This window comes from Acidobacteriota bacterium, from assembly GCA_040754075.1.
GTDB lineage: Bacteria > Acidobacteriota > Blastocatellia > UBA7656 > UBA7656 > JBFMDH01.
This window is the reverse complement of record JBFMDH010000001.1, coordinates 203,725-218,774: the sequence shown is the minus strand read 5'-3', so window position 1 is coordinate 218,774 and position 15,050 is coordinate 203,725. Positions and strand designations below refer to the sequence as shown.

Annotated in this window: 15 protein-coding genes; all 15 read right to left on the bottom strand. The window is 50.1% G+C overall.

The window, feature by feature from the left end; all coding sequences use genetic code 11:
* Nucleotides 1-119: 119 nt before the first annotated feature.
* Entirely contained in the window at nt 120-3,422 is a 3,303-nt protein-coding gene (locus AB1757_00885; GenBank protein MEW6125589.1) for an AAA family ATPase, read from the bottom strand.
* A 363-nt stretch (nt 3,423-3,785) separates the two neighbouring features.
* Nucleotides 3,786-4,898 (bottom strand): aldo/keto reductase, encoded by a 1,113-nt coding sequence (locus tag AB1757_00880; GenBank protein ID MEW6125588.1) that lies wholly within the window; start codon nt 4,896-4,898, stop codon nt 3,786-3,788.
* A gap of 87 nt (nt 4,899-4,985) precedes the next feature.
* A complete protein-coding gene (locus tag AB1757_00875) occupies nt 4,986-5,861 on the bottom strand; it encodes an alpha/beta fold hydrolase (GenBank protein ID MEW6125587.1) in 876 nt (291 codons plus the stop codon).
* A gap of 110 nt (nt 5,862-5,971) precedes the next feature.
* The gene (locus AB1757_00870) at nt 5,972-6,460 is read right to left on the bottom strand and encodes a DUF3368 domain-containing protein (protein MEW6125586.1); all 489 of its coding nucleotides are present in this window, start codon (nt 6,458-6,460) and stop codon (nt 5,972-5,974) included.
* Nucleotides 6,450-6,707: a UPF0175 family protein gene (locus AB1757_00865; GenBank protein MEW6125585.1), complete on the bottom strand. Its 258-nt coding sequence runs from the start codon at nt 6,705-6,707 to the stop codon at nt 6,450-6,452. Before AB1757_00865 ends, AB1757_00870 begins: the two co-directional genes overlap by 11 nt.
* A gap of 196 nt (nt 6,708-6,903) precedes the next feature.
* Nucleotides 6,904-7,410 carry an N-acetyltransferase gene (locus AB1757_00860; protein MEW6125584.1) on the bottom strand — a complete coding sequence of 169 codons (507 nt, stop codon included), beginning with the start codon at nt 7,408-7,410 and terminating at the stop codon, nt 6,904-6,906.
* 28 nt (nt 7,411-7,438) lie between these two features.
* Complete coding sequence (locus tag AB1757_00855) at nt 7,439-8,389, bottom strand: hypothetical protein (protein ID MEW6125583.1); 951 nt, start codon at nt 8,387-8,389, stop codon at nt 7,439-7,441.
* Nucleotides 8,390-8,484: 95 nt separating this feature from the next.
* The gene (gene purL / locus AB1757_00850) at nt 8,485-10,773 is read right to left on the bottom strand and encodes a phosphoribosylformylglycinamidine synthase subunit PurL (GenBank protein MEW6125582.1); all 2,289 of its coding nucleotides are present in this window, start codon (nt 10,771-10,773) and stop codon (nt 8,485-8,487) included.
* Nucleotides 10,774-10,881: 108 nt separating this feature from the next.
* Entirely contained in the window at nt 10,882-11,304 is a 423-nt protein-coding gene (locus AB1757_00845) for a DUF6516 family protein (GenBank protein ID MEW6125581.1), read from the bottom strand.
* Between the two features lie 84 nt (nt 11,305-11,388).
* Entirely contained in the window at nt 11,389-11,673 is a 285-nt protein-coding gene (locus AB1757_00840; GenBank protein ID MEW6125580.1) for a hypothetical protein, read from the bottom strand.
* A 13-nt stretch (nt 11,674-11,686) separates the two neighbouring features.
* Nucleotides 11,687-12,394, bottom strand: a complete 708-nt coding sequence (gene purQ / locus AB1757_00835; GenBank protein ID MEW6125579.1) for a phosphoribosylformylglycinamidine synthase subunit PurQ — start codon at nt 12,392-12,394, stop codon at nt 11,687-11,689.
* A gap of 151 nt (nt 12,395-12,545) precedes the next feature.
* Nucleotides 12,546-12,791: a phosphoribosylformylglycinamidine synthase subunit PurS gene (gene purS / locus AB1757_00830; protein ID MEW6125578.1), complete on the bottom strand. Its 246-nt coding sequence runs from the start codon at nt 12,789-12,791 to the stop codon at nt 12,546-12,548.
* A 70-nt stretch (nt 12,792-12,861) separates the two neighbouring features.
* Nucleotides 12,862-14,157 carry an adenylosuccinate lyase gene (gene purB / locus AB1757_00825; protein ID MEW6125577.1) on the bottom strand — a complete coding sequence of 432 codons (1,296 nt, stop codon included), beginning with the start codon at nt 14,155-14,157 and terminating at the stop codon, nt 12,862-12,864.
* Nucleotides 14,154-14,576 (bottom strand): type II toxin-antitoxin system VapC family toxin, encoded by a 423-nt coding sequence (locus AB1757_00820; GenBank protein ID MEW6125576.1) that lies wholly within the window; start codon nt 14,574-14,576, stop codon nt 14,154-14,156. The genes purB and AB1757_00820 overlap by 4 nt, the downstream gene beginning before the upstream one ends.
* Nucleotides 14,573-14,929 carry a hypothetical protein gene (locus AB1757_00815; GenBank protein MEW6125575.1) on the bottom strand — a complete coding sequence of 119 codons (357 nt, stop codon included), beginning with the start codon at nt 14,927-14,929 and terminating at the stop codon, nt 14,573-14,575. Before AB1757_00815 ends, AB1757_00820 begins: the two co-directional genes overlap by 4 nt.
* Nucleotides 14,930-15,050 lie beyond the last annotated feature (121 nt).

Below are 15,050 nucleotides of genomic sequence, written 5' to 3'. Positions count from 1 at the left end.
ATTGCCCATTCTCGACATCGCAAACGACGCAGAGTAAAAACCGTAATTTACTTCGAGTTCTCTGTCCTCCTCTGTTACCCCCTGGCATCCTCTGCGGTTTATTTTTTTAATTCAAACAATCATTCATCCAGCAATCCTTGCGCGCTTTTGAGCAAGCGGCGTTCAATCGCCTGATGCACAACCGCAACTAAATTATCACGGTCTAAGTAAAATTTCTCTTCAAGCGACAAATCTTCAACCGAGCTGTCGTCGCGGTTATAAAGGCGTCGCGCGTCCTGATGCTTGATGCTGCCGCGTTTATCCAATTCTTTCACCGGCAGGTAATCTTCGAGGCGCGCTTCACTGGTATGTACCAAACAGTTATGGGTTTGTTTGGCAACCGTCATGGCGTGCAAATCATGTTCGGGTTCAAATCTCGGAAACACCATTTCACCCGCTATGCCCAACACGATACCAACGGTTTGCGCGTTCGGCGCGGATAAAAATTCCTCCGGCTTTTTCACCTGGCGTTTAATGGTCACGCGCCCCAGCAAATTAAAAACCTCAACTTTTTCACCGGCTTTGACGCGAAGCTTTATCGCTTCGCTTTCCTGATGCGACGGCACCGCAAATTCCACAACCTCGACGTTCGCCATGATTTGTTTCGCGATTTCAAAATAGGCACGCGCCAGTTCAAATAACCAGTTGGCATTTTCCGAATAGAGCGCCACCGTCACCGCATCCGGCTTTTTAAATTGCAATCCGTAAATTTCCAACAACCGCGCCGTCCACTGTTTTTGCATCCCGGCAAGTTGCGCCTGCAAACCGTTTTTATCGCCGGTCTCCTTGCCGTAAAAACAGAACAACACGGCGTCTTCAAATTGCGCCGTTTGGGTGACGAATACCTCAAGCGCCTGTAATTTATTTTTCAAATCGGGCAACCGCGCAAGGCTTGTAGCTTGCGCCGGGTCTTGCCATTTATTTTTTGTTTTATTTTTCGCAAGCCGCATCGCCAGTCGTTCAAGGTTGAATATTTCGTTTTGAATCTCCTGAACAAAGATACTGCCACGCAGGTTCTGCGCATCGCGGCGGAGTTTCGCCGCCTGTTTTACCAGTTCGGCAAACGGCGCGCTCTTCGACGATTTGGAAATCACGCGCCCGGCTTCATCGGTTTTAAGGCGCACCGCTACACTCAATTCATCGCCTTCGACAGTCACCTCCGCCTGTAAACCGACATCGAGGGTTTGCAAATTCAACGCTTCGGAAATCGGCACCAGCAATTCTCGTTCGATGGCGCGTTTCAGAGGTCGCGCCCCATACCGCGCATCGTAGCCGATTCGCGCCAATCGCTCAGCCACCTGCTCGGTAATATTTAATTCAACCCCGCGATAGAAAATGCCATCGCGTCGCGTAATCTGTTGCAGTTCACGATGGGCAATTTTCAATACGGTCGCTTCATCAAGCGGTGTAAACGGCACGATACGGTCGATGCGGTTGAAAAATTCGGGACGCACAAATGCCTGCACCGCTTTCATAAAATGTTCGCGAGCCTGCGCAGTGGCATCCGTCGCGTCACGAAACCCCAGCGCATTGCGTTTATAAGTTTCCGCGCCGAGATTGGAAGTCATAATCACCACCGCGTTGGTAAAATCGGCAACCCGCCCCATCGCATCGGTCAAACGACCTTCGCCCAGAACCTGCAACAACAAATCGAAAAATGACGGATGGGCTTTCTCAAATTCATCAAGCAGAATCACCGCAAACGGTTGTTCGCGCACCTTCGCGGTAAGCAAGCCTTCTTTTCCCCACGCGCCGCCAATCAGTCGCCCGATGGAATTCACATCGGCATATTCGCTCATATCGAAACGAATCAGGCGATTGCGATTTTGAAATAAGAATTCGGCAAGCGCCTTTGCCATTTCGGTTTTGCCAACGCCGGTGGGCCCGATGAACATCAACGACGCAATCGGTTTTCCGGCTCGCGTGAGCCGCGCTTTGACGGTCGCCAGTAAATTAACCACCAACTCAACGGCGCTCGCTTGTCCGATGACCCGTTCACTGAAAAATTTCTGCGTCGCCGCTAAATCGAGCGGCAGGTCATCGTTCAGTAAAAATAGCGGCAAACCGGTCTCTTCGGAAAAACGCGCAGTGACCATCGCGGCATTGATGGAACCGCCTTTGCGATCCTGCAATAAATTTTTCAAAAACCGCAAAGGGCGACCGGGATAGGCTGAATAAGTCGCATAGCGGCGATGCAACCGATCAATCGTTTCAATCGCTTCGAGGTCAACCGGCGACTCGCGCCCGCTTTGCGCAATCGCATAATGCAGCAGAATTGCCGAACCGCGTTCAACTGTCGGTTCATCAACTTTAATTTGCAAAAAAGCGTCAAGCAGATTTGGCGCTTCGCGTTCAATGATGGGCAATTGTTCAGGCGCGCATTCGGCAATGCAGAGCAAATCGCCACGACTGATGTAGGGGCGAAAGAATGACGCGATACCCTGATTGTTCGCCGTGCTTTTGCCAACTTCCATCAGTTCGAGCAGATTGCCGAAATGCAGAATCGCTTTTTGTTTTGCAGCCTCGCGCCAGACTTTGCCGCAACGTTCCTGCCACATGCCAAAACCTGACATGCCGGCAACCAGTCGCGAGCCGCTGGTTGCGTAAAACGGTGTGCGACTCAGACGAAACGCCGCGCGACGGCGCACCAGTTCATACACCGCAGCGGTTTTGCCGACGCCCGATTTGCCGACCAGTAAAACACTGCGCGGATGGCGACCGCCAAGCGCGTCTGCAATGCGGGTGACGGTTTCGTCTATCTCAAAAGCCTCCGGTAAATGCTCTTTGACTAAATCGGTCGCCACTTTTTCAAGCTCGGATTTTTTCTCTTCGTCAGCGGCATACTGACTTTTGGCTATCTGTTTCGGCGTGCGAATGGTCGCGTCAAAAGTGGTTCGCGCCAGGCGAATCGCTTTGGCGCGTTGCAACCAGAACAATTCGCCAAGTGAGCGATTTTTTTTGATGCGTAAGAGATGCGCGTGAATTTCTGCGGGAATTTTCTCTTCAAGTTCTTCCCGGTTTCTGCCAATGATTTCGATACCAAGTTGTGGAAGGTGAGCGATGTACAGGTCTTCGCCATGCGTAAAGAGCAGGATTTGAAAAGTAAGATCAATCGGCTTTTGCCAGGCGATGGATTTCGGTGGCGGATTGACGGTGACGCGCGCTTCACCAAGTTCAGGCTCGCTCGTAAAGTGACGACGATAGAGCGCGAGCGCATCGTCTTCTTCGACAAGGCGCACGACATTTTCCTTAACCGCGTTCTCTAATTTTTTCGCTTTATCGCCAAATCGGGAGATTTCGGGAAAAAAAAGAGCTTCGGCAAGCTCAGTGTCATTTTCAAAAGTCTGAAAAATAATTGTCAGACGAAAGGAATATTCCGGCATAAATGAAAAATTAAAAGTTAAAAATAGAAAGTAAGTGCTGCGCTAATCAGTCCTCGTGAAGTTATTTCATCGTCAATGCTCGCTACAAAAATCTTTTCCCGGTAATGTGCATACGAAAAATCAATCTGCCGGCTATCAAGGTCAGCTTCCCAGCGGATGCGGCGGATACTGCGGATGATGACAGATTTTTAAGCGTATGGTTATTTTCATCCGTCAAATTTAAATTTCAAGGATTCAGGCAATCCAGCAAATCCGCTGCATCTGCCATGTCCGCTGAAAAATCAGCATTCAAACCAATGCCCGATAGCGTTCCCTTAGACCTTTAAAAATGCATATGCCGGTTCTATCAAACTCAACCGGAGATTAATTCCCCGAAAAGAGTTTCATAAAATCTTCAATCGGCGCAGGTGGCATTTTTGCTACCATCAAATTTTCTTCAACGTGCGACCGTTGGCTCATACCAATCAAAGCCGTCGTCACCCCGGGCGTCGAACGCACGAATTGAATGGCGCGTTGCGCGTCCGTGTGTAAATTGTCAAACGCCTCGGCAACAAACGGCGGCAAACCTTGCGCAAGCCGCGATTGCATCATCGAGGCGCTGCACATCACCGTTAGTCCAAGTTTTTCTGCGGCAATCAATGGGGGCACGGTTTCACCATCAAGTGGTTGATTATCTGCGGTCAAGGCTTCGGGCATCGCTAAGTTGTGCGGCAATTGAATGACCCGAAAATGGTGCGCCTCACCGGCAAGGTCTTCGGCGATTTCCACAAGTTCAGCAAGCGAAAGATAGCCGCGCGCCTGTTGCGGTTGGCGAAACCCGTTCCACGTCGCCACGCCATAAAATTGAATCCGACCATCGCTTACAGCCTGTTCGAGAAATTCAAAAGCGGCGCGAAGGCGATTTAAAAATTCATTGCGGCTTACGCCGTCAAGCTGGGTTTCGGGATTATGAATGTAATAAACATCAATGGTTTCAAGACCGAGGTTTTTCAAACTCTGCGAGAGTTGATTTTCCAGATAGCTTGGCGACATACAATGGCTGCCCGCGACAATGTCGGAAACCTGCGCCGCCCCGGTATTGATGAGGTTTTCCATAATCCAGCCGCGAGCATCCGTTGGCGGCTCTCCGTCGAAAGGAAAATAGCCGCCTTTGGTGGCAATAATGATTTCATCCCGCGAGGCTTTGCCCGCATCGAATAACTGTTTGAGCGCCGCGCCAATCGCCCGTTCGCTGCGTTGAAAGCGATAGTTGATTGCCGAATCAATCACATTGCAACCGAGTTCGATGGCGCGTTTGATCGATTCAACATACATTTTGTCGGTTGCGTCATCCCAGTGACCGAGATAGGTGCCAAGCCCTATGGAAGACAGGCACAAATTCTGTTGCCTGCGAAAATGGTTGGTGGCAGCCGTTCCATTCATTCGCTCGACATACTTTTGCGTACCCGCAGCAGTCGCCCCGTTTGCTCTACTCATGCGAATCTCCTTGCTGGTGTTGTCCGAAGGATTGTATCAGAGGCAAGGGAATGTGTTGAATGAAAGCGACGGGTATTTACCGCGCGTTTACAAATACTTTTTCAAAAATTCCAGAACCCGTTTTTCATATTCCTGTGGTCTTAACGCATAGAGGTCTTCGTGCCCCGCACCCTCCATCATCCACAAATCTTTCGGCGCATTTGCCGCCTCGAATAGTTCCCGCGTATCCTTCGCCCAGGTTTTGGTATCGTTTTCTCCCGCGATAATCAACACCGGGCAAGGCAGATTCTTGATTTCGCGAAGCGGACTGATTTGCTCGGCGCTGATACCGAGTTTTTGTTCGGCAAAAAATTTCATGAGTGAGCCGCCAAGCCAGCCCGGAATGTGCAGATACTCACGATAGCGGCGGTCAATCGCCCGGCAGATAGTGTCATAAGAGCTTTGCGCGATGACGCATTTTACACCGTCAAGTTTTGCCGCAGCCATCAGAATGGTTGCGCCGCCTTGTGATTGACCAAGACAGGCGATGCGCTCAACTCCCTGTTCGCGCAAGAAGCGAACCGCAGCGATTAAATCTTTGGTTTCAAAGTAACCGATGGAAATCGCCTTGCCTTCGCTTTCACCGGTAGCGCGCGCATCATAGAGCAACACGCCGTAGCCAGCGCGCCTGAGCATCTTCGCGGTGTCATACATCTGCCAGCGATTGCCTCTGTGCCCGTGCAACAGAATGATTGCCGTGCGCGTTTTTTCATCGGGCGCATACCAGCCGCGAATCGCGAGTCCGTCCTCGGTGGTAAAGGATACGTTTTTAATCGGAAACGCAAATTCCTGCGGCGCATCGCCGATGGCGCAATTTGCCGGAGAGATGAACTGCATGGCGAAAAAATAGGAAGCTGCGGTAAAGGTCGCTAGCCCTAATGTGAAAAACACGGCAACCAGTATGAAAAACTTTTTCCGGTTCATTGAACTTGCGCCTCTTAGTACATAGTTTGGCAAGCAATCAACTGTATAGCCTCAACTTCAAAGGTTCGGTTGTTCAATAACCCTTGTCGTTTTTTCGCAGCATAGAAGTGTTATTCGTCGGCTTGTTGCTTGAGCAATCGAATAATGTTTTCAGATAGCCATAATCCTGAGTTTTGCAAAGCCTCTAATGCTTGAGTAACGGAATCAATCAAGTTGCGGTTTTTCGCCAACACGATTGCGCCGCCTGTGCCAAGCGTCGGTATGTTTAAAGTTTTCGCGCAAGCGCGCGCTGCCGCGTCATCAACCATTGCGCGATAACCGGGGTTTTCAAGAGCATAACTCAAGACTTCTGATTCGCCTGCTCCTAAATTCCAAGCTGTGATAATTGGGTTGGTCACGGAAACCGTAACGCGCTGCGCCCAGGTCGCGGAAGATAAATTTTGCGCGGCAGTATCCTGTGCGCCGCCTGCGATGATTTCCTGCCATACGGCTTCGGGAATATAAATTTCCCTGAAAAGTTGCGGCAGCAAATCTCCCATTCCGCTTTTGAACAGCACGATCAAGAGCGAGGCATTTATGACGACGCTCTCAATCTTCACCGGCTAATTCCTCTTGTAATTCTTCCGCTGTGTATTGCAACGGCGAGACGCGAAAACGTGACAACACATTGATAAATTCGGCGCGACTCAACCCGACAATTTCGGCGGCTTTGCTTTGCGATAGTTCGCCGAGTTCATACCATTTGACGACTGCCGCAAGTCGCATTTCACGGACAAATTCATCGGGCGATTTCCGCAACGCCGCGAACGCCGAATCCGGTAGCTCTATAGAAACTTTGTGCGTCATGGTTTTCCTTCTATTGCTCAAGAGATGACACAACCATTCTGCTTCATCCGATTTCAACGCGCAATCGTTTTGCCGCGTCATTACCAACGAAAAAGGCGAACATACAAAGGTCGAGGTTAGTCAAACGAAATCAACCGGTTTGCTGCCGCAATAGGAGTTTTGCTTGAACGGAAATTATTAGCGATGGGCTTCCCTATCACTCATTAAATTCCGGCTGATAGCCCACAATGCCCGAACACTTGTTGAGCGCGCCTTGGCGAAGTTCCATCACCAGAAAATGGTCATCCGGCACGGCGTATTGGCTTTTGATGTGGTATTGCACCGAAGGCACAAACCCGAATCGCGGATAGTATTTCGCATGACCGAGCACCACTACGACTTCGTAACCAAGCTCGCGGCATTCATCAAGTCCGGCTTTAACCAACTGCGAGCCAATGCCTTGATTCTGCAACTGAGGCAACACCGCCATTGGCGCAAGCCCGATGGCTTTCACATCACACAGAGCCGAAGCGAATGTCACCTCGCTAAACAGAATATGCCCGACGACGCGCCGGTCTTTGATGGCAACCAATGAAACCACCGCTTTGCCGTTTGCGCGCAAGCGGTCAACCAGTTTCGCTTCATCGGCTTGCCCGAACGCCTGTTCGACGACTTGATAAATAGCGGCAAGGTCTTGGGGTTGCTCTTTGCGTATGAGGGTCATAAAAATGAATGGTTTAATATCTTGATAATTATTTGCGCGTAATCTCAATCAACGGGCAAGGCGCGCCTTCACTGGTTGCCAAGAGTGATTTGCCATCCGCGCTATAACAAATCGCTTCGCCCTGTTTGCGCGCGCCGAGGTTAATAAGCTTCACCGGTTGTTTCCAGATTTCGTCAAACTCAATGCCTTTTGTATCGGGCAAAGAGAGTTCAAACCCGCTCAGATAATCGCACAATGCGACGCGGCGACCATCAGGCGCAATATCGCCGCCGGTAAAAAATCCTTTCATCGGATTTTGAACCTGCACTTCACCGACCTGCACAAGGGTCGCTTCTTTCTGCATAAACGGCGCTTTAAGTTTAAAGACCTTTGCCGCTGCGCCCATTATTTTAGTGATGATGTACAAATCGCCGGTCGCCGGATGCACCATCAAGGTTTCGGCGTCGAAATTCCCATCCGGGTATTTGAGGTTGATGGCTTGGGCTTTGGCTGTGGGAATGGGATTTTGTCTGCTGCTAGCTGAATCCCTTTCGCTGATTTTCGGTTCTTCGACGCGATAGATGGTTAAAAACGGGCGTTTTTTTGCATTATTGCCGATGTCGCCAAGGTACAGGTATGCCTTGCCGGATTTCGGGTCTTTCCAACTGGCGAGGTCTTCCCAATCAATCGCTTTGGCATCGGTGATTTTGAAAACCCCGCGATTTTTTCCGCTTTTATCGAAGGCATAAACGAACGCATCATCGCCGCTATCGTTATGCGTCCACAGAATTCCCGGGTTGCGATGTGATGCCGCAATACCGCTGCTTTCATTGATGGTTCGATTTTCCAGCGTAGTGAGTTGAACCGCCGGATTGTATTCAATGCTTGACTGGGCGTTTTGCCGAAACGGATAGACATACACCAGCGAACTCAAACCCGATAAAACGATGATTGCGTATCGCCAATACTTCACAGAAAATTTCGGCTTAACATTCTGCATGGTTAAAATCCGGCATATTGCTCAGGCTTTCAGGCAACGTCTCTTGCTGAAAAATTATTACTTTGAGTCGAGGTTTTACCTACGCTTCATATCAATCATCGTTGTTCGGCGGCAATCATCGAAGCGGTCTCTAACACTTGCGGCAAGACATTGCGCCAGATGGCTTCAACTTCGGAGACTTTGCGGTTGATGATGGGTTCACCCTTGACGGAAATTTTTAACGCTTTGCCGGTGGCGCGTCCGATGATCGTGGCTTCGATAGCGTATTCGCGGGCGATTTCCAATACTTTCTCGACATTTTCGGCGGCAACAGCCAGCACCATGCGCGACGGCGTTTCGGCAAATAATAACGCCGCCTGCGAGAGTTCGCCTTCAAGGTTGACTTCGCACCCAATAGCATCGCGCCGGTAACTTGAAAAACAACTCTCGGCAAGCGCCACCGCAAGTCCGCCATCCGAAGGGTCATGCGCCGATTCGACCAAACCTTCGGTGATGGCTTTAAAACAGGCATCCTGCAAACGTTTTTCCAACTGCAAATCGATTTTTGGCACCGCGCCATCGGCTTTGCCGCGTGTAGCAAGCGCATATTCACTGACGCCCAAATCGTTTTCGGTTTTGCCAAATAGAATAATCGCGCGGTCTTCGGCTTTGAACCATTGCTGCGTGACCTGCTTCAAATCATAAACTTTGCCAACCATGCCGATAACCGGCGTTGGATGTATGCCGCGCCCTTCGGTTTCATTATAAAAACTGACATTGCCGCCGGTCACAGGTGTATTGAATGCTTCGCAGGCTTCGCGCATTCCGTCTATGGTTTCGGAAAATTGCCACATCACTTCCGGGCGTTCAGGCGACGCGAAGTTCAAACAATTGGTCAGCGCCAGAGGTCTTGCGCCGCTTGCCACCAGATTGCGACAGGCTTCGGCAATCACGAGTTTTGCGCCTTCGCGCGGGTCGGCTTCGCAATAACGCGCATTGGAATCCAACGTCATCGCCAGACCGCAGCGTTTTTCTTTCACGCGAATGACCGCCGCATCCGAACCCGGCATCACCACAGTGTTGGTGCGAACCATGTGGTCGTACTGATGATAGACCCACTCTTTTGAAGCGATGTTTGGCGAGGCGATGATTTTCATAAATGTGGCATCGAGTTCCGCCGCTGTCTTTTCGACTTGTTCGACACTAGGGATTTCGCCTGTAAAATCGGGCTTTTTAATCGGTCGGTTATATTTCGGCGCTTCGTCCGTGAGCGCGGTGTTGGGAATTTCGGCAACCACTTTGCCGCCCTGTTTGACCCTGAGCATCTGATCGTCGGTGACGCGACCGATGACCACCGCATCGAGTTCCCACTTCTTGAAAATTTCGATGACGGCGCGTTCGTGACCTGACTTAGCGACAATCAGCATGCGTTCCTGCGATTCCGAAAGCATCATCTCGTAAGCCGTCATTCCGGTTTCGCGTTGCGGCACCAGGTCAACATCGATTTCGACGCCGGTTCCCGAACGCGCGCCCATTTCGCAGGATGAACTCGTGAGTCCCGCCGCGCCCATATCCTGTATGCCGACGATAGCGCCTGCGCGCATGGCTTCAAGGCAGGCTTCCAGCAGCAGTTTTTCTAAGAAGGGGTCGCCGACCTGCACGGTCGGGCGTTTGGCTTCCGATGCTTCATCGAATTCTTCCGAAGCCATGGTCGCGCCGTGTATGCCGTCGCGTCCGGTCTTTGCGCCAACATAGATGACGGGATTGCCGACGCCTGAGGCGGTGCCGTAAAAAATTTTATCGTGCGCGACGATGCCGAGCGTGAAGGCATTGACAAGCGGATTTCGCGAATAACAATCGGCAAAGCGCACTTCGCCGCCGATGGTCGGCACTCCGAAGGCGTTGCCGTAATCGCCTATGCCTTTGACCACGCCTGAAAGAATCGAACGATTGCGCGCAATGGTTTTTCGCTCTTCTTCGCTTGCCCCTGCTGTAGCGTTGAGTTGCCCGAAATGCAGAGAGTTCATTGCGGCGACGGGTCGCGCGCCCATCGTGAAGACATCGCGCAGAATGCCGCCGACGCCTGTGGCTGCGCCTTGATAGGGTTCAATGAATGACGGATGGTTGTGCGATTCGATTTTGAAGGCGGCAGCCAGATTGCCGCCGATGTCAACGATACCGGCATTTTCGCCCGGTCCTTGTAATACGCATTCGCCTTCGGTGGGCAGACGTTTCAGATGAACCCGCGAAGATTTATAAGAACAATGTTCCGACCACATCACCGAGAAGATGCCGAGTTCGGTAAAATTCGGTTCGCGCCCCAAAAGCGTTTTGATGCGCTCGTATTCTTCGTCAGTGATACCGTGGGAATGAATAAGTTCAGGGGTTATATTCGGTTCGTTCATAATGGTGTGTCGTAAAATCTTTCCAGGGTGGAATTGGTAAGCGTTATGCTACCCGACGAGGCGCGGCTTTATCAAGGCGAGAGGGATTAGAGGCGCTCGTAGTCTCATTTATTTTCCAGTTCGTGGCTGTTTGCGTGCTTTCTTTAAAGGGAAGGCTGAATCTTTAATCCATTTGGAAATTTCATCTAAAACTTGCGCCAAAGTTGGCTCAGTTGATGAAACCTTTTTTCGACCTATATGCTTATGATGCGGAAAGTTTACTAAATCCGGATGATGTGGCGCATTGTCGTATCGAAAAATCGCTTCTTCGGCTTGAATGTATTGATAGCGATATAACCGGTTATGTGCATACGATTTTTGGATGGTAACGATTTCTGTAAACTCCAACCGGGAATGGTCGTGAAAGTACAAGACCCCATCGATCATTCCGCTAATTGAGTCGATTTGCTCAAATTCAATTTCAGCAAGTTCTGCTTCGCTGTATTCTATGATGTCTGAAATGCGGTCAAAATATTGGAGAATGCTTCTCATCTCTCTTCACTTCCTAATCAAGTGTGTTGCGCAAGTAGTGTATGGTCAGTGTCAAGAGAAGCATCAGCAACGAGTTTTATCTGGTTAAACTGCTTTACTATTTTGATGAAAATGTGTGTTTAATAAATTTTGGTAAAGGTCAAAACTACCTGCCCATTTGATGAAATCACGGCTGTCACCCATTTTACCAGCGACAAAACGGACATAAAATTCAAGGGTACTCATACCGTATTTGGCTTCAAAGTCGTGCATGGCAGCAACCAATGAATTAAGGCTCTCATTCAAATCCAATTGTTCGCCAAGTTCCCTTATCTTTTTTCTTGGCTGCGTTCCACTCCCTTTTTTAACCTTAACTGTAACTTTTGCCATAATCGCTTTATTTTTACGATGCTTTCGCCAGTTCGGCAAGCGTGTATGCCAGCGAACGGAAAATGATGCGACCGTCGTTGCTGCCTAATATCTCTTCGCTGGCGCGTTCGGGGTGCGGCATCAACCCAAGCACGTTACGTTCGCGGTTGCAGATGCCGGCGATGCTTTCAAGCGAGCCGTTCACATTTGATTCGGCGGTGAGATTGCCGTTAGCGTCCGAATAACGAAAGATGATGCGGTTTTCGCGCCTCAGTTCTTCCAAAGTCGCCGCGTCGCAAAAATAATTGCCGTCGCCGTGCGCGATGGGAACCGACAGCACCTGCCCTTTCTGACAAAGCGCCGTGTACGGTGTATCAGTCGTTTCAACCCGCATATTGATGTGTTCGCAAATAAATTTCAGATTGGCATTGCGCATCAACGCGCCGGGGAGTAACCCGGCTTCGCAGAGAATCTGAAAGCCATTGCAAATGCCCATCACGATGCCGCCCTGTGCAGCGAACGCTTTCACCGCGCCCATCACCGGACTGAAACGGGCAATCGCGCCGGTGCGCAAATAATCGCCATAGGAAAATCCGCCGGGCAGAATGATCGCATCATATTCGCCGATGGAATTTTCTTTATGCCAGATGAAATTGACCGGTTGACCGATGACTTTGCTGATTACGTGGTAGGTATCGTGGTCGCAATTGGAACCCGGAAACACGACAACGCCGAATTTCATTCGTTCTTCCTCTTCCGAAAAATTTTATTCGTTTAGACGCAGTATGGTTGACCGCGAAGGCTAAAGGTCTTTCAGACCTCAAATTCTAAACGGTTCAGATTTACCGTTCGGTTTACGAGATTCGGTAAGGGCTATTGTCTCAAACTTATGTTTAAGTTTCCAACTCAACTCGATAATCTTCGATAACCGGATTCGACAACACATCTTTCGCTATCCGCTCAATCTGGGCGCGCGCTTCGTCGGAAGACAACCCGCCATCGAGCGTGATTTCAAAATATTTGCCCTGTCGAACATCGGCAATACCCGAATAGCCGATGGTTTCAACGGCGTGATGAATCGCTTTGCCCTGCGGGTCAAGCACGGATGGTTTCAAGGTGACGTAGATTTTTGCTTTCATATCTCAAGAAGTCTGGAGTCTGGAGTCTGGAGTCTGGAGTCCTTAGTTGAAAACAACTACGGACTACGGGCTACTGACAAAAAACTCTTGTAAAAATTTTTTCCACATTCCGCAATTGATGTTGGACATCAAAAACGGCTTCGATTTCTTCGCGTGTGAGTTTCGCGGTCACACGCTCATCTTGTAAAACCAGTTCATTGAATTTCGCGCCTTCATCCCAGACGCGCATCGCCAGCGGTTGCACAATCGCATAAGCATCTTCGCGCGAAACGCCTTTGCGGGTGAGTTCCAATAAAATTTGCCCGCTTGCAGTCACGCCGCCGAGCGATTCAAAGTTATAACGCATACGCTTATCGAAAACCACCAGCCCATCAATCAACCAATGAGCTTTCGCGAGCATATAATCGACCAGAATGGATGAATCGGCGAGAATCACGCGCTCGACCGATGAATGCGAAATATCGCGTTCGTGCCACAGCGCGACATTCTCGAATCCCGCACCGGCATTGGCGCGAACCACTCTTGATAAGCCGCAGAGTTGTTCGCAGGTCACCGGGTTGCGTTTATGCGGCATTGCCGATGAACCTTTTTGCCCTTTTGAAAATGGCTCCTGCGCTTCGCGAACTTCGGTGCGTTGCAGGTGGCGGATTTCCAGTGCGATTTTTTCGATTGATGCGGCAATGATGGCAAGCGTTGAAAGAAATTCGGCGTAGCGGTCGCGTTGAATCACCTGCGTGGAAATCGGCGCGAAATTTAGTCCGAGTTTCTGGCAGACGCGCTCTTCAACTTCGGGGTCGAGATTGGCGAAGGTGCCGACCGCGCCCGATATTTTCCCGTAGCTGATGGTTTCCAATGCCCGCCGCAGGCGTTCGAGGTTGCGTTGATTGTCGGCAAAGTAGAGCGCCAGCACTAAACCAAACGTCGTCGGTTCCGCGTGCATGCCATGCGTGCGACCAATCATCACGGTGTCTTTGTGTTCAAAGGCGCGACGGCGCAACGCTTCACCGAGTTGAGCTAAATCATCAAGGATGAGTTTTGCGGCATCACGCAGCAGCAGCGCATTTGCCGTATCCACAACATCCGATGAAGTGAGTCCGTAATGCACAAAGCGTGAAGTTTCGCCGATGTTTTCAGCAAGCGCAGTGGTAAACGCGATGACATCGTGGCGTGTGAGGGTTTCAATTTCCTTGATACGCTCAACCGAAAAAGCCGCTTTCTGTTTGATTTCGGCGACGGCAGCTTCGGGAATCGTGCCCATCTCTGCGTGAACTTCGCAGACGGCGATTTCCACATCGAGCCATTTTTGAAAGCGATTCTGTTCTGTCCAAATCGCGCCCATTTGCGGGCGTGTATATCGTGAAATCATACTGTCCAATCTTCCAATGGTAAATCAGGGATGCGTTGGAAATCTTTGGCATTGCGAGTTACGAGAATGCCACCGACCGCCAGGGTAATGGCTGCAATGCTCAAATCATTATTTCCAATATGTAGTTTAAGCGATTTCAGTTTGTCAAAAATAACCACCGCCGCATCATCGAAAGGTAAGCAGCGACGCTTCAAGTAAAATTTCAAACCGTTCTGTAATCGCGCAAAAGCTTTGCTGCGGGTTATGCCATCTTTGGCATGGCGACAAGCGGGAAGCCAACCGCTCAAGTCTTCTCCGAAAGTAATAATTGTGGTAACCACTACAGCCTCTGCGGGAAGTGACATCAGTTGTTGAAGCGTATTCGAGTGAGAACTTTGCACAAAACCGCAAATATCTGTGTCTAAAACATAGATTTTCATGCTGCCGGTTTATCCGTTCCCGTTAGTGTCTCTTCTAACTCCGCCTCTTTTTGCTGTCTTTGTCTTTCCGCGTAAATTTCTTCTATGTGTTGCAGCATGGCTGCTTCATCGCCAACAAATGCTCCGGCATCCCGTAGCCACGCTTGGGGGCTATCCGGTCTTGGTTCTGCGTCCTTGGATACATTAACTGCAATCGTTTTGATCTTCACTGAGGCGAGAAACTTCTCTGCCGCTTGTTTGGCTCGGTCAACCGCTTCTGCTTCCGACGCGCCTTCTGCCGAGAGGTCAGAAAGCGCCGGAATCACCGCCCGCCAAACGCCATTATGATTTTCAACGATGACCGAATACTCCATAAAACCGCTCTCCCAATTTCTTCTTTGCATGTGCCAGTTTTAAATCGTTTTTCTATTCAAACATTACACCTTTGATTCCAGAAAAAATAAATAAAGCAAAGAGCCGCGAAGACTGCGCCCC

Excerpts from the sequence above, each read along its gene's own strand:
- AB1757_00885 (MEW6125589.1), bottom strand. The coding sequence starts at position 3,422 with ATGCCGGAATATTCCTTTCGTCTGACAATTATTTTTCAGACTTTTGAA.
- AB1757_00880 (MEW6125588.1), bottom strand. The coding sequence starts at position 4,898 with ATGAGTAGAGCAAACGGGGCGACTGCTGCGGGTACGCAAAAGTATGTC.
- AB1757_00875 (MEW6125587.1), bottom strand. The coding sequence starts at position 5,861 with ATGAACCGGAAAAAGTTTTTCATACTGGTTGCCGTGTTTTTCACATTA.
- AB1757_00865 (MEW6125585.1), bottom strand. The coding sequence starts at position 6,707 with ATGACGCACAAAGTTTCTATAGAGCTACCGGATTCGGCGTTCGCGGCG.
- AB1757_00860 (MEW6125584.1), bottom strand. The coding sequence starts at position 7,410 with ATGACCCTCATACGCAAAGAGCAACCCCAAGACCTTGCCGCTATTTAT.
- AB1757_00855 (MEW6125583.1), bottom strand. The coding sequence starts at position 8,389 with ATGCAGAATGTTAAGCCGAAATTTTCTGTGAAGTATTGGCGATACGCA.
- purL (MEW6125582.1), bottom strand. The coding sequence starts at position 10,773 with ATGAACGAACCGAATATAACCCCTGAACTTATTCATTCCCACGGTATC.
- AB1757_00845 (MEW6125581.1), bottom strand. The coding sequence starts at position 11,304 with ATGAGAAGCATTCTCCAATATTTTGACCGCATTTCAGACATCATAGAA.
- AB1757_00840 (MEW6125580.1), bottom strand. The coding sequence starts at position 11,673 with ATGGCAAAAGTTACAGTTAAGGTTAAAAAAGGGAGTGGAACGCAGCCA.
- purQ (MEW6125579.1), bottom strand. The coding sequence starts at position 12,394 with ATGAAATTCGGCGTTGTCGTGTTTCCGGGTTCCAATTGCGACCACGAT.
- purS (MEW6125578.1), bottom strand. The coding sequence starts at position 12,791 with ATGAAAGCAAAAATCTACGTCACCTTGAAACCATCCGTGCTTGACCCG.
- purB (MEW6125577.1), bottom strand. The coding sequence starts at position 14,157 with ATGATTTCACGATATACACGCCCGCAAATGGGCGCGATTTGGACAGAA.
- AB1757_00820 (MEW6125576.1), bottom strand. The coding sequence starts at position 14,576 with ATGAAAATCTATGTTTTAGACACAGATATTTGCGGTTTTGTGCAAAGT.
- AB1757_00815 (MEW6125575.1), bottom strand. The coding sequence starts at position 14,929 with ATGGAGTATTCGGTCATCGTTGAAAATCATAATGGCGTTTGGCGGGCG.